Annotated in this window: 19 protein-coding genes and 1 pseudogene; 12 read left to right on the top strand and 8 right to left on the bottom strand. The window is 56.2% G+C overall.

Annotated features, from left to right (window positions below; genetic code table 11):
- Nucleotides 1-12 precede the first annotated feature (12 nt).
- The 5 genes and pseudogenes from I9188_RS13265 to I9188_RS13280 all read left to right on the top strand — a co-directional run bounded on the left by I9188_RS13265 (nucleotide 13) and on the right by I9188_RS13280 (nucleotide 7,362).
- Nucleotides 13-1,212: a methionine gamma-lyase gene (locus I9188_RS13265; RefSeq protein WP_209507087.1), complete on the top strand. Its 1,200-nt coding sequence runs from the start codon at nucleotides 13-15 to the stop codon at nucleotides 1,210-1,212.
- Entirely contained in the window at nucleotides 1,209-3,599 is a 2,391-nt protein-coding gene (locus tag I9188_RS13270) for a 1-deoxy-D-xylulose-5-phosphate synthase N-terminal domain-containing protein (RefSeq protein WP_245220635.1), read from the top strand. Before I9188_RS13265 ends, I9188_RS13270 begins: the two co-directional genes overlap by 4 nt.
- 342 nt (nucleotides 3,600-3,941) lie before the next feature.
- Nucleotides 3,942-4,072 (top strand): annotated as a pseudogene (locus I9188_RS20235) (AbrB family transcriptional regulator); the annotation flags it as partial.
- Nucleotides 4,073-4,348: 276 nt separating this feature from the next.
- Entirely contained in the window at nucleotides 4,349-6,046 is a 1,698-nt protein-coding gene (locus tag I9188_RS13275; protein ID WP_209507145.1) for a type I secretion system permease/ATPase, read from the top strand.
- Between the two features lie 41 nt (nucleotides 6,047-6,087).
- Complete coding sequence (locus I9188_RS13280; RefSeq protein WP_245220634.1) at nucleotides 6,088-7,362, top strand: HlyD family type I secretion periplasmic adaptor subunit; 1,275 nt, start codon at nucleotides 6,088-6,090, stop codon at nucleotides 7,360-7,362.
- Nucleotides 7,363-7,370: 8 nt separating this feature from the next.
- Here the strand turns inward: I9188_RS13280 and I9188_RS13285 are convergent, their stop codons facing one another.
- Genes I9188_RS13285 through I9188_RS13295 form a run of 3 tightly spaced genes read right to left on the bottom strand, consistent with a single transcriptional unit; the run spans nucleotide 7,371 to nucleotide 10,382 of the window.
- Entirely contained in the window at nucleotides 7,371-8,378 is a 1,008-nt protein-coding gene (locus I9188_RS13285) for an ABC transporter substrate-binding protein (RefSeq protein WP_209507085.1), read from the bottom strand.
- Nucleotides 8,357-9,724, bottom strand: a complete 1,368-nt coding sequence (locus I9188_RS13290) for a sensor histidine kinase (protein ID WP_209507144.1) — start codon at nucleotides 9,722-9,724, stop codon at nucleotides 8,357-8,359. The genes I9188_RS13285 and I9188_RS13290 overlap by 22 nt, the downstream gene beginning before the upstream one ends.
- Nucleotides 9,714-10,382 carry a response regulator transcription factor gene (locus I9188_RS13295; RefSeq protein ID WP_209507084.1) on the bottom strand — a complete coding sequence of 223 codons (669 nt, stop codon included), beginning with the start codon at nucleotides 10,380-10,382 and terminating at the stop codon, nucleotides 9,714-9,716. The genes I9188_RS13290 and I9188_RS13295 overlap by 11 nt, the downstream gene beginning before the upstream one ends.
- 108 nt (nucleotides 10,383-10,490) lie before the next feature.
- Here I9188_RS13295 and I9188_RS13300 point away from each other — a divergent pair, with 108 nt between their 5' ends.
- From I9188_RS13300 to I9188_RS13315, 5 genes are all read left to right on the top strand, one after another.
- Nucleotides 10,491-11,471 carry a tripartite tricarboxylate transporter substrate-binding protein gene (locus I9188_RS13300; RefSeq protein ID WP_209507083.1) on the top strand — a complete coding sequence of 327 codons (981 nt, stop codon included), beginning with the start codon at nucleotides 10,491-10,493 and terminating at the stop codon, nucleotides 11,469-11,471.
- Between the two features lie 65 nt (nucleotides 11,472-11,536).
- Nucleotides 11,537-12,019, top strand: a complete 483-nt coding sequence (locus tag I9188_RS13305) for a tripartite tricarboxylate transporter TctB family protein (protein ID WP_209507082.1) — start codon at nucleotides 11,537-11,539, stop codon at nucleotides 12,017-12,019.
- 1 nt (nucleotide 12,020) lies between these two features.
- Nucleotides 12,021-13,532 carry a tripartite tricarboxylate transporter permease gene (locus tag I9188_RS13310; RefSeq protein ID WP_209507081.1) on the top strand — a complete coding sequence of 504 codons (1,512 nt, stop codon included), beginning with the start codon at nucleotides 12,021-12,023 and terminating at the stop codon, nucleotides 13,530-13,532.
- A complete protein-coding gene (locus tag I9188_RS20240; protein ID WP_348540340.1) occupies nucleotides 13,525-14,709 on the top strand; it encodes a CaiB/BaiF CoA-transferase family protein in 1,185 nt (394 codons plus the stop codon). The genes I9188_RS13310 and I9188_RS20240 overlap by 8 nt, the downstream gene beginning before the upstream one ends.
- A complete protein-coding gene (locus I9188_RS13315; protein ID WP_245220633.1) occupies nucleotides 14,706-15,473 on the top strand; it encodes a citryl-CoA lyase in 768 nt (255 codons plus the stop codon). The genes I9188_RS20240 and I9188_RS13315 overlap by 4 nt, the downstream gene beginning before the upstream one ends.
- On the opposite strand, the gene I9188_RS13320 is transcribed toward I9188_RS13315, so the two are convergent.
- The 5 genes from I9188_RS13320 to I9188_RS13340 form a co-directional block, all read right to left on the bottom strand.
- A complete protein-coding gene (locus I9188_RS13320; RefSeq protein WP_209507079.1) occupies nucleotides 15,470-16,666 on the bottom strand; it encodes an acetate/propionate family kinase in 1,197 nt (398 codons plus the stop codon). The two genes, I9188_RS13315 and I9188_RS13320, sit on opposite strands and share 4 nt — an antisense overlap.
- A gap of 282 nt (nucleotides 16,667-16,948) precedes the next feature.
- Nucleotides 16,949-19,129 (bottom strand): Tex family protein, encoded by a 2,181-nt coding sequence (locus I9188_RS13325; protein WP_209507078.1) that lies wholly within the window; start codon nucleotides 19,127-19,129, stop codon nucleotides 16,949-16,951.
- Between the two features lie 100 nt (nucleotides 19,130-19,229).
- Nucleotides 19,230-21,443 carry a PAS-domain containing protein gene (locus I9188_RS13330; RefSeq protein ID WP_209507077.1) on the bottom strand — a complete coding sequence of 738 codons (2,214 nt, stop codon included), beginning with the start codon at nucleotides 21,441-21,443 and terminating at the stop codon, nucleotides 19,230-19,232.
- A gap of 3 nt (nucleotides 21,444-21,446) precedes the next feature.
- Entirely contained in the window at nucleotides 21,447-22,616 is a 1,170-nt protein-coding gene (locus I9188_RS13335; RefSeq protein ID WP_209507076.1) for an FIST N-terminal domain-containing protein, read from the bottom strand.
- Nucleotides 22,617-22,661: 45 nt separating this feature from the next.
- Complete coding sequence (locus I9188_RS13340) at nucleotides 22,662-23,342, bottom strand: response regulator transcription factor (RefSeq protein WP_209507075.1); 681 nt, start codon at nucleotides 23,340-23,342, stop codon at nucleotides 22,662-22,664.
- Between the two features lie 181 nt (nucleotides 23,343-23,523).
- On the opposite strand from I9188_RS13340, the gene I9188_RS13345 reads away from it, so the two are divergent.
- On the top strand, nucleotides 23,524-24,072 hold the full coding sequence (locus I9188_RS13345; RefSeq protein ID WP_209507074.1) for a carbon monoxide dehydrogenase subunit G: 549 nt from the start codon (nucleotides 23,524-23,526) through the stop codon (nucleotides 24,070-24,072).
- A 28-nt stretch (nucleotides 24,073-24,100) separates the two neighbouring features.
- Nucleotides 24,101-24,583 (top strand): (2Fe-2S)-binding protein, encoded by a 483-nt coding sequence (locus I9188_RS13350; protein WP_209507073.1) that lies wholly within the window; start codon nucleotides 24,101-24,103, stop codon nucleotides 24,581-24,583.
- The last annotated feature ends 34 nt before the right edge of the window (nucleotides 24,584-24,617 follow it).

Below are 24,617 nucleotides of genomic sequence, written 5' to 3' on the forward strand. Positions count from 1 at the left end.
CAGGAGCCCACCGTGACCCGCACAACCGGATTTGCCACTCGCGCCATTCATCATGCCTACAACCCGTTTGAAAACGATGGTGCGCTGACCCCGCCCCTCCACTTGACCTCAACTTTCTCCTTCGAAACCGCAGAGGCTGGCGGTGAAATGTTTGCCGGTGAGCGCGCAGGTCATATCTATAGCCGGATATCGAACCCGACATGTGACCTTCTTGAAAAGCGCATTGCTGTGCTGGAAGGTGCCGAGGCCGGGCTCGCTCTCTCCAGCGGGATGGGCGCAATTACCGCCGTACTTTGGACCCTGCTGTCACCAGGTGACGAAGTCATTGTCGACAAAACGCTCTACGGATGCACTTTCGCTTTCATGCGCCACGGGCTGGCAAAATGGGGTGTCACTATTACCCATGTCGACATGACGGACCCTGCAAACCTGAAAGCCGCTGTTTCCGAAAAAACCCGCGTTGTCTATTTTGAAACCCCAGCCAATCCAAACATGCGCTTGGTGGATATCGCTGCCAGTTCAGAAATTGCGCATTCTGTTGGTGCGCATGTTGTGGTCGACAATACATACGCCAGTCCATATCTGACCCGCCCGATCGAGCACGGCGCGGATATCGTCCTGCACTCCGCCACCAAATATCTGGGCGGGCATGGCGATGTGGTCGCGGGTCTTGTGGTCGGAACCGCCGAGCAGATTTCTGAGATCCGGCTGGTCGGCATGAAGGACATGACAGGCGCAGTGATGGCACCTTTTAACGCAATGCTGATCCTGCGTGGGTTGAAAACACTGAACCTGCGATTGGATCGTCACTGTGCGTCCGCCAAGGTGGTTGCCGATTACCTTCAGGCACACCCCGCCGTCAGTGAGGTTTATTTCCCGGGGCTTGAGAATTTTGCCCAGCACGATGTCGCACAACGCCAGATGTCGCAGCCGGGGGCCATGATCGCCTTTGAAATCAAGTCTGGCCTGTCCGGTGGCATCGAGTTCATGAACCGCCTGAACATGATCCAACGCGCCGTGTCCTTGGGGGATGCAGAAACCCTGATCCAGCACCCGGCATCCATGACTCATTCGACTTATACTGCGGAAGAACGGGCAGAACATGGGATCAGTGACGGTCTGATCCGTCTTTCCGTCGGGCTGGAAGACGTTGATGACATCCTTGCGGATTTGGAGCAAGCTCTGCCCTACCCTGCCCGCAGTGCCGCATGAACCCGGAGACCACCATGCCGTATGATCCCAAGCTGTTGAAAATCGTCGAACAGCGTTTGCTGTGGTTGTCGCATTGGATGATCCACCATGCCAACCATATCCGTCCCAAGGTGGATGGGATCAAGGTTGGTGGTCATCAAGCGTCGTCCGCGTCGATGGTTTCGATCATGACGGCGCTCTACTTCTCGGCTTTGCGCCCCGAAGATCGGGTTGCGGTCAAACCTCATGCGTCACCGGTTTTCCACGCGATGCAGTACCTCATGGGCAACCAGACCCGCGAGAAGATGGAGAACTTTCGCGGGTTTGGCGGCGTGCAAAGCTATCCCAGCCGGACAAAGGATATCGATGATGTCGACTTTTCGACAGGTTCGGTAGGTTTGGGTGTCGCGATCACCTCGTTTGCTTCGATCATTCAGGACTACGTCAAGGCCAAAAACTGGGGGGCAGATGCCCCGATGGGGCGCATGGTGGCTCTTGTAGGCGACGCTGAACTGGATGAAGGCAACGTATACGAAGCATTGCAGGAAGGCTGGAAAAACGGCCTGCGCAACACGTGGTGGATTATCGACTACAACCGGCAGTCGCTTGACGGCATCGTTCGTGAAGGTTTGTTCGAACGGATCGAAAAAATCTTTGATGCCTTCGGATGGGATGTCGTGCGGGTGAAGCACGGCGTGTTGCAGCGCGCGGCCTTCAAGGAACCTGGCGGTGATCGGCTGCGAGACTGGATTGATGCCTGCTCGAACCAGGAATACTCGGCCCTGACATTCATGGGTGGCGAGGTTTGGCGAAAGCGCCTCATGGACGATCTTGGGGATCAGGGGGATGTGACGGCGCTGATCGAACGGCGCACAGATGCCGAACTCGCTGCATTGATGGAAAACCTCGGCGGCAACTGCGTCGAGACCATGGCCCAAACCTTTGATGCAATCGAACATGACCGCCCTACCTGTTTCCTGGCCTACACTGTCAAGGGATGGGGCACGCCAATTGCGGGCCACAAGGACAACCACGGCGGACTGATGAACAACAGCCAGTTCGTCGCGTGGCAAGAACATATGGGCGTGCCTGCCGGCAAGGAATGGGAACCTCTCTCGGCAGTGCCGGACCCAGAGGCGCTGAAAGATTTTCTGTCGAAAGTTCCCTTCTTTGCAAAAGGTCCGCGACGCTATTTCGATGACAAGCTGGATGTTCCATCTATTGACATCGACACAAGCCGCGAAATCTCGACCCAAATGGCTTTCGGCAAGATTTTGGATGACTTGTCGAAGCGCGACAGCCAATTGGCCGAGCGTATCCTGACGACGTCCCCTGATGTCACAGGCACAACAAACCTTGGCCCTTGGGTAAACCGGCGCAAACTGTTTGCCCGATCCGAGCAAGCCGACGCTTTCATTGAACACCGTATCCCTTCGACGGCAAAATGGGAATTTACTCCCGAAGGGCAACATATCGAACTCGGTATCGCCGAGATGAATCTCATGTTGCTATTGGGCGCTGCGGGCCTTTCGCATTCCCTGTTTGGCAAGCGGCTCATCCCAATCGGTACGGTGTATGACCCCTTTGTCAGCCGCGGCCTCGATGCGCTCAATTACGCTTGTTATCAGGATGCGCGCTTTATGCTGGTCGGCACGCCTTCGGGCATAACGCTGGCACCAGAAGGCGGCGCGCATCAATCCATTGGCACACCGTTGATCGGGATGAGTCAGGACGGTCTGGCAGCCTTTGAGCCAGCCTTTGCCGATGAACTGGCGGTGATCATGGAATGGGCCTTTGATTACCTTCAGCGTGGCGGCGAAGGACAACCGGACGAACGCACCTGGCTGCGGGACGAAACAGGCGGTTCGGTCTATCTGCGCCTGACGACAAACCCGATTGAACAGCCTGGAAAGCGTGTGGACGATGAGTTCCGCCAAGGTGCCATTGATGGTGCATACTGGTTGCGGAAGCCGGGCCCGAATTGCGAGGTTGTAATCGCCTATCAGGGGGCCGTTGCACCCGAAGCGATCAAAGCCGCTGGCGTAATGGGCGAAGGACGCAAAGACATTGGCGTGTTGGCGGTGACTTCGGCAGACCGGCTAAACGCCGGGTGGACGGCAGCGCAACGGGCGCGTTCGCGGGGCAATCAGAAGGCTCGGTCCTACATTGAAGCTTTGATGTCCGGTCTGCCGCGGCACTGCAAGCTGGTTACCGTGATTGACGGACACCCCGCGACATTGTCTTGGCTGGGTGCGGTACAGGGACATCAGACCATCCCATTGGGGGTCGAACATTTTGGTCAGACAGGGACAATCGGCGACCTCTATCGGCACCATTGCATTGACGCGGAAGCCATCCTGGAGAAGGTGAATGGTCTGACTCATGGCAAGGCTTTGCTTCGCACATGAGCGGCGGTATTGGGCGTCACAGCTGAGGCACCTTAAGCTCCGGGTATTTGGGCCCTTTCTGCAGGCGCGCGCTTGGGTTGAAAGCCCGGAACGAAAGGCACCTTGTTCGAACCAAACTTTTGGGATCTGAGAATAATTGCCGTTTGGGACTAAAGGAGAATGAAGTGGTCCTACCTTTTTGGACAGTTTTGCAGCGTTAATAAGGTGTATCGGGTTTAGGTTTCATGCTGCTTTTTGCTCTTCCAAGCTGGTCCAATGTGCCTCGTCCGGCGTTCGCCGGCCAAGTGCGGAATGGGGTCGCTCTGTGTTGTAGAATGCCTTACCTTTGCACTCAGAAGTCTCGCCGAGATGATGGTCTTGGCTATCTTTTCTGGCGCTGATCTGGGATTTGTCATTACCCATCACCGGACACGGGTGTTTTGGTGATCATCGGTGCGCCGGTCACTACAAACCTTCTATTCCGCTGGAAGTGATCGCGGAAGTGATCCAGATGATCAAAGCGCTTTTTCACCCAGCTTGCCGTAATCTTAAAGTACCTACGATACGACGCCGACAATTGCCGTTGGTTTTACAGCTGCGGCTGAATAGCGCTTCTTTACGCTAAGGACCCGCGGTTTCTTGCCCAAAAAAAGATGTGCAAACTTGGCAAGGCTGATCTAACTTTTTAAATGCGGGGGCGCATCTCCGAATAATGTGGATTGAAAACATTGAAACCTGAACACCGCGTATCTGCGGCCCCCCGCCATGAACTGCGCAATGTGCGCAATCAGGGGATCGCGTTCCTTGCTTTGGCGTTCTTGTTCAGCATTTTTGTGAACCTGCTTATGCTGACGGGCCCATTGTTCATGTTGCAGGTGTATGACCGGGTATTGGGCTCACGTGCGGTGGAAACCCTGACAGCGCTGTTTTTGTTGGTGGCGTTGCTTTATGCGCTGATGGCGATGCTGGACTTTGCCCGCGGTCGCATCGTTGCCCGGTTCGGTGCACGGTTTCAGTCACAGTTGGATGAGCGCGTCTTCGAAGCAACGCTGCGACGTTCACTTCTGCCGCAAATTCGGTCGGCCCCGGCAACGGCTTTGCGCGATCTGGAATCCATTCGAAACCTGTGCTCGTCCCCTGTTTTGTTGGCGGTGATGGATATTCCGTGGACGCCGGTTTTTTTGGGTGCGATTTTCCTGTTTCATCCTTTGTTGGGTTGGCTGGCCGTGACAAGCGGTGCGTTGCTTGTCGTGATTGCATTGCTCAATCAGGCACTGACCAGCAGGAAAGTCGCCGAGGCACAATCTGCAGCAGCGCGGGCAAATGCTTTTGCCGAACATGCGCGACAAGCCGCAGAGGTTGTGCGCTCTCAAGGTATGCAGGCGGACGTGACAAAGCGATGGTTGGACCAGCGTTCGAATGCCTTGCGTCAAACCATCTCCGCCAGCGATTGGACGGGCAGTTTTACGTCTTTGACCAAGTCTTTACGACTGTTTCTTCAATCTGCAATGCTTGCCTTGGGCGCGTGGCTAGTTCTGCAAAATGAAATGACACCGGGCGCGATGATTGCGGGCTCAATCCTTTTGGGTCGGGCCCTCGCCCCGGTCGAACAAGCGGTTGGCCAATGGGGCATGATCGAGCGTGCGCGAACGGCCTGGACTTCCCTCAGCCGTTTTTTGGATCAGACCCCACCCGAGGAGCAGCGGATCCGCTTGCCTATCCCGAAAGCGCAGCTGGAAGCCAAATCTCTGACTGTTATTCCCCCTGGGGCAACAACGCCTACGTTGCGGAACGTGAATCTGAAGCTGCAACCGGGCAAGGCGCTGGGTGTCATCGGCAAAAGCGGGTCGGGAAAGACGACTCTGGCCAAAGCGTTGCTGGGGCTTTGGAATCCGGCAGCCGGGGAAATTCGGCTGGGTGGTGCCACTCTGGATCAATATGACTCCAACGATCTGGGCAGCCATATCGGATATTTGCCGCAGCAGGTTACCCTGTTTAACGGAACGGTGGCCGAGAACATCGCCCGGATGTCCGAGAACCCGGATTCCGAAGCGGTGGTGGCTGCGGCCAAAAAAGCCAATGCGCACGACCTTATCCTGTCTTTGGAGAAAGGTTATGGTACCTTCCTTGAAGGCAATGACAGCCAGTTGTCCGGCGGACAGAAACAGCGCATCGCGCTGGCCCGCGCCCTCTATGGCGACCCTGTTCTGCTTATTCTGGACGAACCAAACTCGGCACTGGACGCGGATGGAACCGAAGCCTTGAACGCGGCCGTGAGGGGGCTCAAGGCGGCAGGCAAAGCCGCCATCATCATGACACACCGCCCGCAGGCCATTTCGGAATGTGACGATCTGGCCGTTGTCGAAAAAGGACAAGTGGTCAGATTCGGCAGTCGTGACGAGGTTCTCAGCGCAATGGTGCAAAACGCGGGCGCGATTAAGCGCAAGCTTAGCCCCGTAGGTGAATAATGGCAAAAAAGACGACCAAGAAGCAGGCGCAGGCCTGGAGTATGAGAATTCCTGCCCTGGTGGGATTCGCCGCGCTTGCCATTCTGGTTGGCGGATTGGGTCTTTGGGCAGTTAAGACGCGCCTCGCCGGTGCCATCGTGTCCTCAGGCGTGATCGAAGTGCAAAGCAACCGTCAGGTGGTCGAACATCCTGATGGTGGCGTTGTTGGAGAGATCTTTGTTCGCGATGGTGATGTGGTCGCCTCGGGCGAGATGCTGTTACGGCTGGATGATACCTTCTTATCGTCCGAGCAGACGATCGTGGAAGCGCAGCTTTTTGAGCTGCTGACACGCCGTGTCCGTCTTCAGGCCGAACGCGACGGGCTTTCGCCGGATGAGCTGTCCACGCGGTTGCACGAGGTTCAGACGGAATACAACATCGATCTGGACCTGATCGAAGGTCAGCAAAACCTGTTCAACGCCCGGGTGGAAACCCTATCCAAACAGCAGGAACAGCTGAACAAGCAGTTGGTTCAGATCGAGAGTGAGATTGAAGGCACGCAGGCCCAACTCGTATCGCTGCGCCGTCAGGTTGAATTGATCGAGGATGAGTTGGAAGACCAGCAAAACCTGCTGAAACGTGGATTGACGCAAACCAGTCGTGTGCTGGCCCTACAACGGGAAGAAGCCAGCCTGACAGGTGAAATAGGCCGACTGGAAGCCGCAGTCGCCCGCCTCAAAGGGCAGATCGCTTCAACCGAGATCCAGATCGTTGAACTGACTGCAACCCGCCGCGAAGAGGCAATTACCACGTTGCGGGACGTTCAGGCACAAATTGCTGAACTGTCGGAACGCCGACTGTCCCTGACCGAGCGGCTGACACGTTTGGACATCCGCGCACCGGTCAGCGGAACAGTATATGGAAGTCAGGTTTTTGCCCTTCAATCGGTCGTTCAGCCGGGTGAACCCATGATGTATGTTGTTCCACAGGATACGCCGTTGCTTGTCGCCGCGCGCGTTGACGCGATCCATGTAGATCAGTTGCATGTGGGTCAACCTGTTGCCCTGCGGTTTCCAGCCTTCAATCAGCGTGAAACGCCTGAATTGGACGGGCAGGTCAAAAACGTATCAGCCGATACATTCACGGATGAAAAATCAGGCTTTACATTCTACCGCGCCGAAGTGGTTATGAATGATGGCGAGCTGGACCGTCTCAACGGTCAGGAGCTTTTGCCGGGTATGCCTGTTGAGACACTGATCAAAACCGATGAACGCACCCCGTTGTCCTATCTTGTCAAGCCGATGGCAGATTACTTCAACCGTGCCTTTAGGGAATAACGGCAAGGCTATCTCTGGATAACTGCGCTTTCCCATTCGGCCAGAAAACGGCGGCGTTTTAATCTGTCCAAAAACGTCATCAGCGCTGGATCCAGCCCGATCGTTTCACGTTCTTCGTCCGTTTCAAAAGGTGCCAAAGGCGGGAGGGTGTGGCTGCCGCCTGCCCGGCTGGATTGACTGGATACAAGGTGACGCACAAAAGACGCGGCAAATTCAGGTACGGGTGTACCTTCAAGCACCATCGCCGTGCGCATCATGGTTGTCTGAAAATCCGACGGCAGGATAACCTCAAGTGTATCCTTGTGCCCGGTGCGCGCGTCCGCATAGCTGCCAAGAACATTATAGGCGACGGCGATCTCACCTTTGACAAGATCATCAATCATGTCGCCGGAACAGCAGTAAAGGCGCACATCCAACCCGCCCATGACTTCCATCAGACGCCAGAACGTTTCTGACGCACGGGCATCCTGCGTCGCAAACAGATACCCTAGACCGGACTGACGGATGTCATAAGTTCCCACCCGGCCCCGAAAACTGTCCGGTCGCATTCGAAGAGCTTCAATCAGTTGCTGTCGGGTCTCTGGAATAGGCGCACCGGAAAAGGCGGCACGGTTAATCACGATGGTCGCGGGCTCGAACGTGAAGGCGAAAAGACTGCGATGCCACTGTGCCCAGGACGGCAGAGATATGTCATCTATCACGCGTCCATATCCGTCATTGGCCAGTTTCAGTTGCAGGTCCATGGCGCTGGAAATGACAATATCGAAATCTTCGGGTGCGGTGCGCACGATCCGATCGATGTCGGCAGTACCCGTCACCAAATACTCGACAGAAATGTCAGGGTTTTCCTTGATAAAGCTGGAAATCATAGGCTCAAACAAAAACGTATCCGTGCTTGAGATGACCCGAATATGAGCTTCGTCTGCTTCGGCGTTGAATACTTGCCGATCCTCCCAGACTTGCGCCTGTGTAATAGCGGGAAACCAAAGGAAGACTAAAGCGATAATGTAACGCATGCGCCGCCTCCCTGCCTGTTGGACAAGTCAAGCGCTCCACCATGCGCTGTTGCAACGTCCTGAACGATGGTCAGGCCCAGACCGGACCCGATGGTGCCGCTTGCGTTCTTACCCCGTTCAAAACGGCGCGTGAGAGTGTCAATTTCGTTTGAGGGGAACCCCGGGCCACGGTCTTTTACCCGGATTTGAACCCGAGGTTCTGAAGTGACTTCGATGCGAACAGAACTGTCAGCCGGAGCATATTTCAGTGCATTGTCGATCATGTTGCGCACGGCGTTTTGAATGAGGATGGGGTCACCAGAATACATAACCTGTGGGTCGCCACAAAGCGACAACGACAAGTCCTTCATCTCGGCAATTGGTGTCAGGCGCTGCACAAGGTCACTGACCAAAGCGTTCAGGTCAATGTCTTCCCGCTCAAGGTGGTCAGCCCGGAACGTGATCATCGCATGATCCAACAGCTGTCCGGCTGCACGAGAGCTTTCATCAATGGCGCGCACCATCGAACGCAGCGCCTCGCGGTTTTCTTCTTTTTCAACCCTTTGCAAAGTGGCGTCAGCATATGACCTGACCGTAGCAAGAGGGGTGCGAACACGGTGTGCCGCCTCGGCAATAAAGTCTTCTGACTGGCTGAGTGACTGATCAAGCCGACCCATCAATGAGTTCAGTGAAGCAACCAAAGGGGCCATTTCGCGGGGTACCGGCTTTTTGAACGGGCTCAGATCCTGCGGCCCACGGCGGGTGACAGAGGTTGTCAATCTTTTCAGCTGCCCGATGGTCGAGGACGTCGCCCAAAAGGAAAGAGCGGCAGCAAGGGCAAAGAACCCTACACCCAGAATAGCCGCATTGCGCGAAATCTGGTCCAGAGTTTCGGCCAACGCGTCTTGTGTTTGCCCCAGCGCGACCACGAGCTCGGTTTGTTTATCCAATCCCACCAATGTTCGGCTGGCGCTGACCTGACGTATAGTTTCACCCCGGATCTGACTGAATCTAAAAAGCGACTTGCCGTCACGCTGTCCAACGGTCGGAGGAAAATCCTCGTATCCGGACAGAAAAGACCCGTCCTGAAAGATTGAATAGAAGATCCGGTCATCCGCAGGGGTGCTTAGCATCGCGAAGGCGGCATATGGGATGTCGACCTCCAACACCCCTTCCCGCAAAGCGGCCGCATCGAGGATAGATGCCACTGATGCGCCAAGTATGTTGTCCTGCCCCTGTTGCGCGACCTGCGCAGCATAGTTTCGCACTGCGACAAACAGCAGGAACGCAAGTATGGCCGCGCCACCGATCAGTGTCAGAACCAGCCTGTTCCTCAGCGATCCTGACACATTGGGATCAGGAGGCATGGTCAAGTCTGTATCCCAGCCCACGCAACGTGGTGATCTTCAGGTTCGAGGGTTCCAGATGCTTGCGCAGGCGGCCCACATAAACTTCGATCGCGTTATCAGAGACATCATCATCATAAGAAAAAAGCCGGTCGGTTAGTTTTTGTTTCGAAAAAACCTGACCAGGTGCGCTGATGAACAATTCCAGCAGGCGCAGTTCACGATTCCGCAGCGACACGGTCTCGTCACCCACGGTAAGATGGCCCGCCAGGGGATCGAATACGATGCCACCGACTTCTATCGTTGTCTTCGTATTCCCGGATTTGCGACGCAGAACTGCGCGGCAGCGCGCTTCAAGCTCGGCATGATCAAACGGCTTGGTGACATAATCGTCAGCACCCAGATCAAGCGAGCCGATTCGATCCGAAACCTGACTGCGGGCCGTCAAAACGATCACCGGCGTGTCCAAATGGCTCGCGCGATGCCGCTTGAGGAAATCGCGACCGTCCCCGTCCGGCAGCATGATATCCAGCAGGATCAGATCGTATTCCTGCGATTCAACAAAGGCTGTCGCATCGTCCAGTTTTGAAGCGTGATCAACCACATGGCCGTCCAACCTCATGCGGGAACCGATCGCGTTTGCGAGGTCAAGATTGTCTTCGACAAGTAGAAATTTCATCGGGTCTTAACACTATTCTCGTGCATGACAGGTTGATGTCAGGTTGGTGTGTTTAAGTTTTTCCCAATCTGAGCCGCCATGCGGCCCGTTGTCAAATGGGAGGACATCATGACAACTTTCGCACTGGGCCGTCGCGCCCTGATCGCAGCTGTTGCTGCAGTCGGTCTTGCAGGACCTGTTCTGGCTGAAGAACAGGTAGTGGACAGCATCCACTTTCTGATCCCCGGCGGTGCCGGTGGTGGTTGGGACGGTACCGCTCGCGGCACCGGCGAAGCGCTGACGAACGCCGGCCTTGTGGGCACCGCATCTTATGAAAACATGTCAGGCGGTGGTGGCGGCAAAGCCATCGGCTATCTGATTGAAAACGCCGACAGCAACCACGGGACACTGATGGTGAACTCCACGCCAATTGTGATCCGTTCGTTGACTGGGGTGTTTCCTCATAACTTCCGCGACCTGACACTGGTGTCGGGTACGATCGGTGATTACGCAGCCATTGTCGTCGGTAAAGACAGCCCCATCAACTCTATGAGTGATCTGCTGGCTGCCTTCGACGCTGACCCGGGCAACACAGCCATCGGCGGCGGCTCGGTCCCCGGTGGCATGGACCACCTGGTTGCAGCCATGGTGATGGAAGCGGCTGGGAAGGATGCGCTTGGCGTGAAATACATTCCGTATGATGCGGGTGGCAAAGCCATGGCTGCCCTTCTGTCCGGCGAGATTGCAGCGCTGTCCACCGGTTTTTCGGAAGCCGTCGATCTGGCCAACGCAGGTGAAGTCAAGATCATTGGCGTCACATCGGCAGATCGTGTTGACGCCGCCCCAGACGCGATGACCATGAAAGAACAGGGCATCGACACCACATTTGTGAACTGGCGTGGCTTCTTTGCGGCCCCGGGTCTGCCCGAGGACAAGCTTGCAGCTTACCAGGCCGCGCTTGCAAAGATGTACGAGACCCCTGAATGGGAAGAGGTTCGTGCACGCAACGGTTGGGTGAACATCCACAACTCGGGCGATGATTTCCGGTCATTTCTTGAGCAGCAAGAACAACAGATTGGTGATCTGATGAAGAAGCTGGGCTTCCTCTGAATCCAACTTGGGCAGAGCGGTAACCCGCTCTGCCAACCCTGACGACTAAAAAAGGAGGGGGTCCCATGGCGCTGGATCGCTGGATCGCGCTCATTCTTCTGGGTGTTTGTTTAACATATGGCTACGCCGCTTGGTTCACGATGGACAGTAGCCTGCCCCCTTTCATGCAAAGAAACCCCATATGGCCAAGCACTTTCCCCAAAGTGCTGTCAATTTTGGGGATCATCACTGCCACGATCATTCTGCTGGGCTTTGAAAAGGCTGAACCCAGCGAACCTGAAATCGATTACCAGCGGTTGGGCGATTACCATCTTGATCAGGCGATCATGTTACTAGTTCTGATGGTCGTCTACGCGTTGTGCCTGCGCCCCGTAGGGTTCCTGATCTCAACTTCGGCCTTCCTGATCTTTGGGTCTTTTATCTTGGGTGAACGAAAATGGCATATCATGCTGCCCGTCGCCCTGATCGCCACCGGTACGGTCTGGTATCTGGTTCAGGAAGTCCTTGGCATCTACATGCGCCCTTTGCCCGGCATTTTCGGAGGCTGACATGCTTGAAGGACTTCTGATTGGCCTGCAAACGGCATTCTCACTGCAAAATCTGCTGATGGTCGTGGCGGGCTGTCTGATTGGCACATTCATCGGAATGCTTCCGGGTCTGGGCCCGATGTCGATTATCGCCATCATGATCCCGGTCGCAATTTCCATGGGCGACCCGTCCGCTGCACTGATCCTGCTGGCCGGCGTGTATTATGGCGCAATTTTTGGTGGTTCGACCTCTTCTATTCTGCTGAATGCGCCGGGGGTCGCGGGTACCGTCGCCTCCAGCTTTGACGGCTACCCGATGGCGCGTCAGGGCAAAGCGGGCAAGGCCCTGACCATTGCAGCAATCGCGAGTTTTGCAGGCGGAACGTTAGGCGCATTGCTTTTGATGATCTTCGCCCCTGCCCTGTCCTCTGTTGCGTTGCTTTTCCATTCAGCCGAGTATTTCGCGCTGATGGTTGTCGGCTTGTCGGCCATTGCCGCCTTTGCGGGAACAGGCCAGGTTGCCAAGGCTATCATAATGACAATCCTTGGATTGATTATGGCCACCGTCGGTGAAGGCGCACTGTTCAATTTGCCTCGTTTCACCATGGGCATCATGGATTTGCAGTCGGGCTTTGGCTTTATCACACTTGCAATGGCCATGTTCGCATTACCCGAGGCGCTGTTTCTTGTCCTCAAACCCAAGGACCTTAAGGGGGAAGAAGGCGAAATCAAGGACCTGCGCATAAGCAGGGAGGAAGCCAAATCCATTGCACCAGTGATTGGCCGCCAGTCTATACAGGGGTTTTTCATCGGCGTTCTGCCGGGTGCGGGCGCAACGATTGCCAGCTTTCTGGGCTACGCGGTCGAGCGTAACATCGCCCCAAAAGCCGAGCAGGACGAATTCGGCAAAGGGTCGATCAAAGGGCTGGCCGCGCCTGAAACGGCGAACAACGCCGCCTGTACAGGCTCGTTCGTGCCGCTGCTAACCCTGGGCATTCCCGGATCGGGAACGACGGCAATCCTGCTTGGGGCATTGATTGCTCTGAATGTGACACCGGGCCCACGCCTTATGCTGGACGACCCACAGATCTTTTGGGCGGTCATCATGTCCATGTTCATTGGCAACCTGGTGCTTCTGATCCTGAATCTGCCGCTGATTCCCTACATTGCCAAAGTACTCTCGGTGCCGCGCAACTATCTGATCCCCTTTATTTTGTTCTTTACTCTGATGGGGGCCTATATCGGGCAGAACAATGCAACCGAACTGCTGATACTGGTGGGTTTTGGGGTATGCGCAACGGCGTTGAAATTCGCTGATTACCCATTGGCACCACTGCTGATCGGTTTCATCCTCGGCGGCATGATGGAAGATAACTTCTCGCGGTCCATGCAGCTGTACGATGGCATCGCCTTTATATGGGAGCGCCCGATGACGCTGGGTTTGCTGGTTATCGCGGCGCTTCTGGTGCTCCTACCCAGCTACCGCGCGCGCCGTGCACAGGCCAGGTCGGAAGGGGTTGCCGAAGGTGACTGACCCGCTGGCGGGAATACGGGTTCTCGATCTGACCAATGTCCTCGCGGGTCCGTATTGCTGTTACCAACTGGCATTGATGGGTGCCGACGTGATCAAGGTCGAACGCCCTGATGGTGGCGACCTTGCTCGTGTTCTGGGTGCTGATCCCGCCAGAAACAAGGCGGGGATGGGGATCAGTTTTCTGGCGCAGAATGCCGGGAAAAAGTCTGCCACGCTGGACATGAAATCGGAAAAGGGCAAGGCGCTGCTGAAACGCCTTGTCCAGTCCGCTGATGTTCTGGTGGAAAACTTCCGGCCCGGAGTAATGGATCGTCTTGGTCTTGGTTATGAAGTTCTGCGCAACGTCAATCCCAACCTGATCTATTGCGCCATCAGCGGGTTCGGGCAGGATGGCCCCCGGCGCGATGATCCGGCTTACGACCAGATTGTGCAGGGTATCAGCGGCGTGATGTCAATCACCGGCGCCCCCGACACGGCACCGTATCGTGTCGGCTATCCGTTGGCGGACACGGTCGGGGGGATGACGGCTGCCTTTGCAGTCTCGGCGGCATTGAACGCCAACCCACGCGGCACCTATCTGGATGTTGCGATGTCCGAAGCCGTTATTTCGACAATGGGCTGGGTTGTATCAAATTATCTGGTGGGTGGGGTAACGCCCGGAGCGCATGGGAATGAGAACACAACCTCGGCCCCCTCAGGTACGTTTGCCACGCTGGACAGCCCGATCAACATCGCGGCCAATCGGGACGAGCAATGGCAGGCACTTGCCCGCTATCTGGGGCGGGATGACCTGCTGAACAACCCCGACTACGCAACGCGTGAAGACCGCAAAAGAAACCGCCACGCCTTACGCTCAGAACTGGAACGAACCCTAAGAACGAAGGCTGCGTCCGAATGGGTGATTGCACTAAATGCATTGGGAGTACCAGCCGGACAAGTTTTGACCGTGCCCGAAGCCCTTGCAGACCCGCAACTTTCCGATCGCGGTCTGATTGGCTCTTTACAGGTTCACGGCGAACAGATGCAGCTTGCAGGCAGTCCCGTCGTAATGGATGGCATCCGGCGAATGCCGCAAATCGCACCACCAAAGCTTGGGGCCGACAACAAAGCGGTGTGGTCCGAAATCGGATTGACCGACGCGGAAATCGACGCGCTAAGCAGAGAGGGGATCATATGAGCGATGTGGCAGATTGGTGGGCAACATCCATCATCGATATGGAACCTGGCCGGATAGACCTGCGCGGAGAGCCGATTCAAAACCTGATCGGACGTCTTGGTTTCGCGGAAATGATCTGGTTTATGGTACGTGGAGACCGCCCATCAAAAGCGCAGGCCAAATTGTTCGAAGCCGCGCTGGTCGCGGCAGTCGACCACGGTCCTCAGGCCCCATCGATTGCGACCGCGCGCATGGCGGTTACATGTGGCCTGCCCCTCAACAACGCGATGGCAAGCGCGGTGAACATGTTGGGCGACATTCATGGAGGGGCCGGCGAGCAGGCCGTGGAACTCTACCATTTTGTGGGCCACTACCCTGGTGCTTTGGAGCAGGCAATCGATGCGTGGATCGAAAGCCACGGAAAGATACTTCCGGGTTTTGGGCACAGGTTTCACACGCCTACAGACCCCCGTGCGCCGTGCCTGATGGACTTGGTCGCCGAAGCGGTGAAAACCGGTGCTTGCGATGGGCAATTCATGCGCATTGCGCAGCAGATCGAGGCAGAACTTGCGCGGCATAAGGGCAAACCTGTCCCGATGAACATCGATGGCGCAACCGCAGTTATTTATGCCGAGCTTGGGTTTGCGCCACCATTGGCGCGCGGCCTTTTCTGCCTGTCCCGATCAGTGGGTATTCTGGCACATGCATGGGAGCAGATGCAGCAAGGTGGTCGCAACAAAGGACCGACCCCGCCCTCATATCGCTGGACGTACCAGCCTAGCTAAGCGGTTTTCCGATGGGATCGATTTGCCAACTGATCGGCGGCCGCACGGGCAATAACCAACTCTTCATTTGTCGGAATAACCATGGCGACCACTCGGGACAGGTCTGTCGAGATGATCCTATCATTGTCCGCGTTGGCATCGGGATCCAGTTCAATCCCCAACCACCCCATTCCGGAACATACCCTGTCGCGCACAAGGCGCGAGTTTTCTCCGATACCACCTGTGAAGATCAGTGCGTCAATACCGCCCAGTATTGCTGCCATTGCCCCAAGTTCGCGGCGGATGCGGAACGTGAAATAGCTGATGGCCTGTCGACTTTCGCGGGTATCTGCTTTTTCAAGAGTGCGCATGTCGCTTGAAAGTCCGGACAGACCCAGCAAACCTGATTTGCGAAACAGAAGGTCGGAAATCTCAGAGGCGCTCAACCCTTCCTGATCCATAAGATACAACAAAACACCGGGATCAAGCTGACCGCAACGGGATCCCATCGGCAGCCCGTCCAACGACGAAAACCCCATGGTCGAACCGACGGACCGGCCCCCGATCATGGCACACATCGACGCCCCGTTACCCAAATGCGCAACCACAACCCGCCCCGCGTGCAAAAGCGGCGCGGTTTTGGCCAAATGGTCCGAAATGTACTCATAACTAAGCCCGTGAAAACCATAGCGCCGGACGCCTTTGTCGTAATACTCGCGCGGCAGGGCGAATACGTCGTTCTCCCAGGGGTGGTTGCGATGAAAGGCCGTGTCGAAACAGGCAATCTGGGCGGCATTTGGAAAGCGTTCCATAGCTGCCTTGACGCCAGCCAGGTTATGCGGTTGGTGCAGAGGTGCATACGGAGAGAGCTTGTCCAACTCCTCCAAAGCAGCGGCAGTCAACGGCAAAGGCGTATCGATCTCGGGTCCGCCATGAACAATACGATGCCCAACCGCGGTGACCTCGCAACTGGGGAAGGCCCGTGACAACAGATTCAGTACCCAGTCCAGGGCAGCAGCGTGGTCGTGAATATCGCCTGCAGTGCCATTCGCCAGAACTCCACCACCAGATGACCGCGCCTTGACGATTGGCTCAGGCTCACCGATCCGTTCGACCACACCGGTGCACACCATGACTGGATCGTCTTCTGTCAGTTCGAACAGGCCGAACTTCATCGAAGACGATCCGGCATTCAGTGTCACGACATGTGTCATGCATACCCTCTGGTTTGCGAAAAGGTTAAGTTCCTAAGGTTTACTGATCCGCTCTGGTACAAGGTTGAGTTTAAGACATTACCCAAGACTACGCGCCAGCCAACCGCTACAAACCCCGGTCTTTGCAAATCTCCATGGAAGAAAAGATCGTTCAGCCCAATTTTTTTCTGGGGCGCCAACATCACCTTCATTCCTGCCAACCTAGTCGTAATCATGGATTGGAGCACGTGCAAGGCACTAAGCTGACGCTGTCAAAACACGGTTTCCAGAGCACAGTGCACTTCATCCCCCGCGACGGTTTCCTCCACCCCCTTGTTTTCGCATGGTCAACCCAATGCGCTTTCGCGGGACATCAACATCGACGACACGTACTTTAACCACCTGCCCGGTCTTAACCACGTCATGCGGATCTTTGACAAACCGGTCTGCCAGCTGGCTGACATGAACAAGCCCATCCTGATGCACACCGATATCCACAAAAGCGCCGAAGGCGGCGACGTTGGTGACTGTGCCTTCCAAAACCATTCCGGGTTTCAGATCGGTGATGTCTTCAATGCCATCGGTGAAAGATGCGGTGACGAAACTGGGCCGGGGGTCGCGTCCGGGTTTTTCAAGTTCGGCAAAGATGTCACGAACGGTCGGCAAGCCGAAATCCTGAGTTACAAATTGTTCCGCTCGCAACCCCTTTAACGCGCCATCATGGCCCATGATGTTTCGGATGTCGCGACCGCAGGCGGCAACGACCCGGCGCGCAATGTCGTAGGCTTCGGGGTGCACTGAAGACGCATCTAAAGGCTCGGAACCTTCCCTGATGCGCAGGAAACCGGCGCATTGCTCGAACGCGCGCGGTCCAAGGCGGGCGACGGACAGCAAATCCTTCCGCGAAAGGAAGGGCCCGTTCAGGTCACGGTGGGTGACAATCGCTTCGGCCTGCGCCGGACCCAGTCCTGACACGCGTGACAGCAATGGCGCGGATGCTGTGTTCAGATCAACCCCGACAGCATTCACCACATCCTCGATCGCGGAATCCAGCGATTGTGACAGGCGATGCTGATCCACATCATGCTGATACTGGCCGACACCAATGGATTTTGGTTCGATTTTGACAAGCTCGGCCAAAGGGTCCTGCAATCGCCGCGCAATCGAGACCGCGCCGCGTAGCGAGACATCCAGATCCGGAAACTCGCGCGCAGCCAGTTCAGATGCGGAATATACCGAGGCCCCAGCTTCGGACACCACCACTTTTGTCGGTGCTTTCACCGTCTTGGGTAGTAGCGCAAGAGTGTCTGCAACCAATCTTTCGGTTTCGCGGCTGGCCGTCCCGTTCCCGATTGCGACCAGTTCGATCTGATGAGCAGATATCAGATTGAGGATACTGGCCTGTGCGCCATGCAAATCATTCTTCGGCTGAAACGGATACAAGGTATCAGTGGCTACAACCTTGCCGGTCGCATCAACGACAGCAGCCTTTACGCCCGTACGAATGCCCGGATCCAGACCCAAGGTCGCCTTGGCACCTGCCGGTGCGGCAAAAAGCAGGTCCTTGAGATTTCGCGAGAAGACCTGAATGGCTTCGTCCTGCGCCCGGCTGCGCAGGTCAGCCATCAGTTCGACCATCATGGACAGCGAAAGCTTTACCCGCCATGTCCAGCCCGCGACTTTGCGCAACCACGCGTCTGCCGGCCCAGTGCCGCGTGTCTGTAGATGAGCGGCGACAATCGTCTCGGCCCGCGCGGCACCAAATTCCGGTTCAGGCGCGATATCCAGTGTGACGACACCCTCTTTGGATGCCCGCAGCATTGCCAAAGCCCGATGTGAAGGCACGTCCGCCCACAATTCGGCGTGGTCAAAGTAGTCACTGAACTTGGCGCCGTCCTTTTCCTTGCCTTCGATGACCTTTGCGCTGAGCAAAGCCTCGCGCTGCATGAAGCTGCGCAATTCGCCCAGCAGTGCGGCGTTTTCTGTCAACCGCTCGGTCAAAATGTCCCGCGCGCCGTTCAAAGCATCCCGGGTCGTTGCTACCACCTCGGTGAGGTACGCCGCGGCTAGCGTTTCAGGATCGCAGTTGCGGTCCGTCAGAATAGCATCAACCAAAGGTTCCAGCCCATTTTCGCGCGCAATCATCGCCTTGGTGCGCCGTTTTGGCTTGTAAGGCAGATATATGTCTTCCAACTGCGCTTTGGTTTCCGCACGCGCTATGGATTTGTTCAGATCTTCCGTCAGTTTGCCCTGATCTTTGATCGAGTTCAGGATGGTTTCGCGCCGCGCTTCAAGCTCGCGCAGATAGGTCAGCCGCTCGGACAGCAGGCGCAACTGGGTGTCGTCCAATCCTCCGGTTGCTTCTTTCCGATACCGGGCGACAAATGGCACGGTTGCTCCGTCGTCCAGTAGCTTGATCGCGGCACCGACCTGCTCGGGACGTGCATTAATCTCGGTAGCGATGGTGCGGGCGATACGGTCCAATGGTGCCTCCTGAAACGACGCTGGAAGAACTTCTTAACCAGCTGTTTCGGCAAGGGGAAGACCCTTGGTTCAATCTGAACCGGTCGCGGATTGATGCCGCTCAGTCGCGGCGTGCAATCGACGATTCCAGCGTTGAGCGCAGAAGTTGCGCATCTAGCGGTTTGTAGAGCAAAGGCAGATTGGCGTGCTTGCAACGCTCGGCCAGTTCAGGTGATCGGTTCGCCGAAATAATGCAGCCGGGCAGAGGCCCAAACTCGTTCGTCAGGGCATGTATAGCGTCGATACCGGTTCTGTCGTGATTCAACTGAAAATCGGCAACTATTGCGTCGGGCAGAATGTCAATTTCGCGAAGTAGATTGATTGCTTCGTCTTCGCTTTCGCTCTCCAAAACCTCGACCCCCCAGGATTCGACGGTCATGGTCAGTGCGCTACGAAGATTTTCATCATTCTCAATCAACAATACGACCGTGTTACCAAGTATGTTGTAGCCCGGATCGTGGGCCGCAGGGGCACTGCCGCATGCAGTCTGCTCTTCCTGTGCCAACGGTACTTCGACCGAGAATCCAGTTCCTTTGCCTACTTCGGAATACAGCTGGATTGGATGTTGCAACAGCCCACAGGCGCGCTCTACGATTGCAAGGCCCAATCCCATACCTTCTGCGGCACTGGCATCAGAATGCAGGCGCTGAAATTCCTGAAAAACGAGGTCTCTTTGGTCTGACGCGATTCCGATGCCCGTATCCCAGACCTGCAGGGCAATTGCGCCTTCACGACGCCGCACACCGACCAGAACTTTTCCGGTCTCGGTATACCTGATCGCGTTCGACAGCAGGTTCTGCAAAATCCGACGCAAATAGCTGGCGTCGCTGGTCACACGCGCGTTTGTGTCAACAAATGACAGTTCAAGCCCTTTTGCCTGCGCAACCGGGCGAAATGCGTCTTCCATCTGAGAAAACAGCGCACTCACTGATATGGTGGACAAATGCGCGGTGGCCCGTCCTGAATCCAGCTTCGAGATATCCAGCAGCGCTTCCAGAATGTGTTCAACGCTGTTCAGCGCACTTTCAGCCTTGCCTGCAACGGTCCTTGCGTCGTCTTTGTCCAGGCCGCTGCCCAGCGATGCAACATAAAGCTTTGCCGCGGAAAGAGGTTGTAACAGGTCGTGGCTGGCCGCTGCCACAAATCGCGACTTGGACGCGTTTGCACGCTCGGCCTCGTTCAAAGCGTCAGCCAGTTCCATCGTGCGTGATGTTACGCGTTGTTCCAACAGCTCTTTGGCTTCGTATAAGGCCTGAGCGGACTTTCGTTCTGCGGTAACATCGGTGAAAGATATCACAAAACCCCTGTCGGGCATTTCCTGAGCAAACACAGAAAGTATTTTCGACCTTCCACGGTGCATCTGAAATTGCAGAGGACGGCGATAGGTTTGCCGCGTCACCCAATCCAGCAGATCGGCTTCCGTTATTCCCTTCTGAAACTTGATGTTCGCGCTGAGGCGGTTGGACAGCGATTCAAACCGGGTCCCCATCTGAAACTGCGCGATCGGAATGGCCAGCAACTCGCTGGCGCGGTTGTTCCACCCGATCAGACGGTGTTTGTTGTCAAAAATACAAACGCCCTGTTCGATATGTTCCAGCGTTGCGCGGATCAGCCTGGCCTTGTCATCCAGTATCCGGTCACGCTCCTGCCGTTCGATCCGCATGATATCGGTCACATCGGTTTGCAGAATAACAGTGCCGCCATCCGGCGTGCGGTGTTCGGATACTTGCGACCACCGATTGCCAACAAGCCGGACGTTGAACACCACATGATCGTCCGTGTGCCGATCCAGACGGCTTTTGGCCCAGTCTGTCGGGGTCATTGTTTCAGGCAGGGACAGAAACCCTGATCGGCTGACCAGTTCGACATATGCGGCAAAGCTCAATCCCGGGCTCAGCCGCTCCTGAATGTCGGGCATATGCAGACCAAAACGGCTGTTACACAGCACCAGTTTTTCGTCGCGATTGAAAAGGGCAAACCCCTCTTGCACCGTTTCGATTGCATTGGCCAGGTCCGCGCGTGCGGCTTCGGTGTCCTTGTTCGCCTGTGCCAATCTGGCATTGGAATCGTTCAGCAATTCAAGGGCGCGTTCCAGATCATTCGTCCGGGCGCGGACCTCTTGTTCAAGCACGGCCGCGCGCTGAAACTGCGCATAGGCTGCGCCTGACGCATCGGTGGATTCTTCTACCCGGCGCATCAGCGCTTCAGCGATCTTGCGAAGTTTCTCGTTCTGGCGGTCAACCGAGTCCGACGGGTCTGTAAGATGCTCGATCATGCGTTACTCTTTCTCGGGTGGATAAATAGCAACACCCGTCAGAGTTTGGTTCACGTGGATGGAATTGTACTGCTCTCCGTAGGTTGAAAATCCGACAACGTGATTGCGGGCCAGAATGTCCGAGATGTCGCGCGTCTTTTGCTTTTCCTGCGCTTCCAGTCGGCGGAGAATGCAGTCGCAACCCAGAATGGTGTCGGGTTGCCGTTTCTCGGTCAGAAGACCGATTTCTTCCTCAAGGTGCTCGACCATGTCCCTTGGTTCGGCCAGCGTCAGCACAAGCCCTTCATCAATGGCCGAGAAAAAAACGAGGTCCCCGTTGCCCGCCACCTGCTGAATGGCGCGGACGTGATGCTGTCCGCCAATCTGCACAACAACGGGGTGCGCCGCAAAGGTGAATGTCGTCAGTTGTTCCGGATCCTTGCCAAGGATACGGGCGTATTCGCGGGCGGCGGGCTCGGCGTTGATTTCCTGAACGATGCGTTTTGCCGGGTCCGCCTTGGTCACCACCATGCGCCGGTTCGTTGGTACCAGATGATCGGTTTTGAACACCTTGATCGGGCACCGCGTACGAACCTGAGCCAGAATGGCAGCATTGCTCAGCGCCTTGCCCTGATGCAGTACATAGGTACGCCCGAACCGGGTTCCATCACCGGCCGATCCGCCGAACAACGGCACCGGCCCCAGACCGACGGCCAACTCAGAGGTCAACGCATCCTCTTTGGTGGACAATCCGTCGATCATCAGGAACGTAAATTCATGGCTCCAGTCGGGCGCCGTGACCATCATGTTGTTTCGGTTGTGGATCATCTCGTTGATGATGCTTTCCGCCTCAAAATCGTTCAGATCGGAAACCAGGACCGTACGCGTGTCGAAATGGGATTGTGGCAGGCCAATCGCGACGATCTGATCCTCGCAATAACCGCTATCCGCAAGTTCTCCGGCAGTGGTACAGCCAACCACCGGAGTAGGCGCAAACACCTGCTCGGCATTGGTAATGACCGCAGCCGCGTCCGCGTTTGGACTGACAAAAAGTATCACCAGCGCAAGCGGTTCAGCCCCGAGTTGACGTACGAGCACCCCAAGCGCCTGCCCGGTGTCGTAACGCGCGAAAGCCGTTTTGACGATGCCTGTCGCACCGGTCCGGGCTGTCGCCCACCCGACTGCTTGGTCCATCGAGCCTCCTCCCTAAAGCGCGACGATGTAGTGAGAGTATGACGCTTAGCCGTGGTCTTGCAAGACGCTGGCAAATGAAGCTTTCTTTGCAATCAGAACGGCTTGCGTCCGGCTTTGCACACCCAGTTTCCGCATGATTGCGGTGACATGGGCCTTGACCGTGGGTTCCGCAATGGACAGGTCATAGGCAATCTGCTTGTTCAGCTTACCTTCGCAGATCAGTTGCAGAATGCGGGCCTGCTGATTTGTCAGTGTCGCAAGCCGATTGACCGCCTCGGCGTGTTCATCTTCTTCGACATTGAACAGAACGCACCCTTCGGGCACAAAAACTTTGCCGGAATGCACTGTCTCGAATGCCAGGCGAAACACATCGCGTTGGCTGTGCTTGGGTACATAACCCGATGCGCCCGCCTGAATCACCTGACTGACAACGCGATTATCCGTCATCGAGGACACCACGATAACCGGGGCGTTCGCAGCAGCCTTCAGACGGACAAGGCCGTCCAGCCCTTCCACATCCGGCAGGTTGAGGTCCAGCATGACCGCGTCCGGTTTCAGCCCCCCTGCCAGAAGTTCCATCGCGCCTTCCAATCGGTCCGCTGTATGGATTTCGCCGATCTGCGCCACGCTTTGCAAGGTCATCGACAGCGCGTCGCAAAACAGGGGGTGGTCATCGACGATCAGCACTTTCTCGAAGCCAGATCTTTCGACGGAGTCTGCAAGCATTTGGTATTGCCTTTTTTCAATCAGGTTGCCCCCAGTTTATCCAATCCTAACAACGAAAGTAATCTGCGCCTACTGGCCCAAAGTCGTACATAAGATCGGCTCGGCGACACCTACACCCAAGGTCTAATAGGCAGGGCAAAAAACACCACGTAGCGTAAGAAAAAACACCTGGAGAAGAGAAATGGAGCTTAGTGACAGCCGCGTCATTGCCGCGCCGCGATCCAAGGTCTGGGACGCGCTTTTGTCGGCTGAGGTTCTGAAAGAATGCGTTCCGGGATGTCAGGAAATGACGGGCTCGGTCGATGACGGATTCGAAGCGACGGTGGTGCAGAAAGTCGGCCCCGTCAAAGCGACCTTCAAAGGGGCCGTTACCCTTTCTGATATCGTAACGCTTGAAAGCGTGAAGCTCTCGGGTGAAGGTAAGGGTGGGGCTGCGGGTTTTGCCAAGGGTGCGGCCGATGTCAGTTTGTCTGACGTGCCCGAAGGTACACTGCTGACCTATATCGTCGACGCACGTGTCGGTGGCAAGCTGGCCCAGCTGGGCAGCCGGGTCATCGATGGCGTCGCCAGAAAAATGGCCGACCGGTTCTTTGAAAATTTTCAGAACGCGGTCGAACCCGAAAAAACACCCGATCCGGAAACCTCGGATCAGGTTCAAGCCGAACCTTCAGCCGAGGGTGAAGGCGGCGAAGCAAAAAAAGGTTGGTTCAAGCGCGTATTGGGCGGTTGAACCGTTGGAATTCAGGGAGGAGAAAGTCATGAAAATTTCCATGACCGTGAACGGCAAGGCCGTCAGCGGCGAAGTCGAGGGCCGGACATTACTGTCCGGCTTTCTGCGCGAGCAACTGTCATTGACGGGCACGCATGTCGGCTGTGATACGGCCCAGTGCGGTGCCTGCGTTGTACATGTGAACGGCCAGGCCGTGAAGTCGTGCAATATGCTGGCGGTCGAAGCTGACGGCGCTGACGTTGGCACAATCGAAGGTCAGGCAAATGCGGATGGTTCGCTGAATGTGATTCAGCAAGCCTTTCAGGATCATCACGGCCTTCAATGCGGGTTCTGTACTCCGGGTATGGTGATGAGCGCCGCTGCGCTGCTGAAAGACAACCCACGCCCATCTGAAGCCGAAATCAGGAAGTACCTGGAAGGCAACCTGTGCCGCTGCACAGGGTACCACAATATCGTCAAGGCGATCATGGCCGCCTCAGGTCAGGACGTCGGCAGTATAGCTGCGGAATGATGCCGCTGCGGGCGTAAACGTTGCGCCCGTGGGA

This window comes from Ruegeria sp. HKCCSA071 (genome assembly GCF_017872555.1).
Lineage (GTDB): Bacteria > Pseudomonadota > Alphaproteobacteria > Rhodobacterales > Rhodobacteraceae > Ruegeria.

Bases quoted from the DNA above. Each gene is read 5' to 3' on its own strand.
- I9188_RS13270 (WP_245220635.1), top strand. From the start codon at position 1,209: ATGAACCCGGAGACCACCATGCCGTATGATCCCAAGCTGTTGAAAATC.
- I9188_RS13335 (WP_209507076.1), bottom strand. From the start codon at position 22,616: ATGGACCAAGCAGTCGGGTGGGCGACAGCCCGGACCGGTGCGACAGGC.
- I9188_RS13280 (WP_245220634.1), top strand. From the start codon at position 6,088: ATGAGAATTCCTGCCCTGGTGGGATTCGCCGCGCTTGCCATTCTGGTT.
- I9188_RS13315 (WP_245220633.1), top strand. From the start codon at position 14,706: ATGAGCGATGTGGCAGATTGGTGGGCAACATCCATCATCGATATGGAA.
- I9188_RS13305 (WP_209507082.1), top strand. From the start codon at position 11,537: ATGGCGCTGGATCGCTGGATCGCGCTCATTCTTCTGGGTGTTTGTTTA.
- I9188_RS13295 (WP_209507084.1), bottom strand. From the start codon at position 10,382: ATGAAATTTCTACTTGTCGAAGACAATCTTGACCTCGCAAACGCGATC.
- I9188_RS13290 (WP_209507144.1), bottom strand. From the start codon at position 9,724: ATGCCTCCTGATCCCAATGTGTCAGGATCGCTGAGGAACAGGCTGGTT.
- I9188_RS13300 (WP_209507083.1), top strand. From the start codon at position 10,491: ATGACAACTTTCGCACTGGGCCGTCGCGCCCTGATCGCAGCTGTTGCT.
- I9188_RS13320 (WP_209507079.1), bottom strand. From the start codon at position 16,666: ATGACACATGTCGTGACACTGAATGCCGGATCGTCTTCGATGAAGTTC.
- I9188_RS13330 (WP_209507077.1), bottom strand. From the start codon at position 21,443: ATGATCGAGCATCTTACAGACCCGTCGGACTCGGTTGACCGCCAGAAC.
- I9188_RS13345 (WP_209507074.1), top strand. From the start codon at position 23,524: ATGGAGCTTAGTGACAGCCGCGTCATTGCCGCGCCGCGATCCAAGGTC.
- I9188_RS13350 (WP_209507073.1), top strand. From the start codon at position 24,101: ATGAAAATTTCCATGACCGTGAACGGCAAGGCCGTCAGCGGCGAAGTC.
- I9188_RS13340 (WP_209507075.1), bottom strand. From the start codon at position 23,342: ATGCTTGCAGACTCCGTCGAAAGATCTGGCTTCGAGAAAGTGCTGATC.
- I9188_RS13310 (WP_209507081.1), top strand. From the start codon at position 12,021: ATGCTTGAAGGACTTCTGATTGGCCTGCAAACGGCATTCTCACTGCAA.
- I9188_RS13285 (WP_209507085.1), bottom strand. From the start codon at position 8,378: ATGCGTTACATTATCGCTTTAGTCTTCCTTTGGTTTCCCGCTATTACA.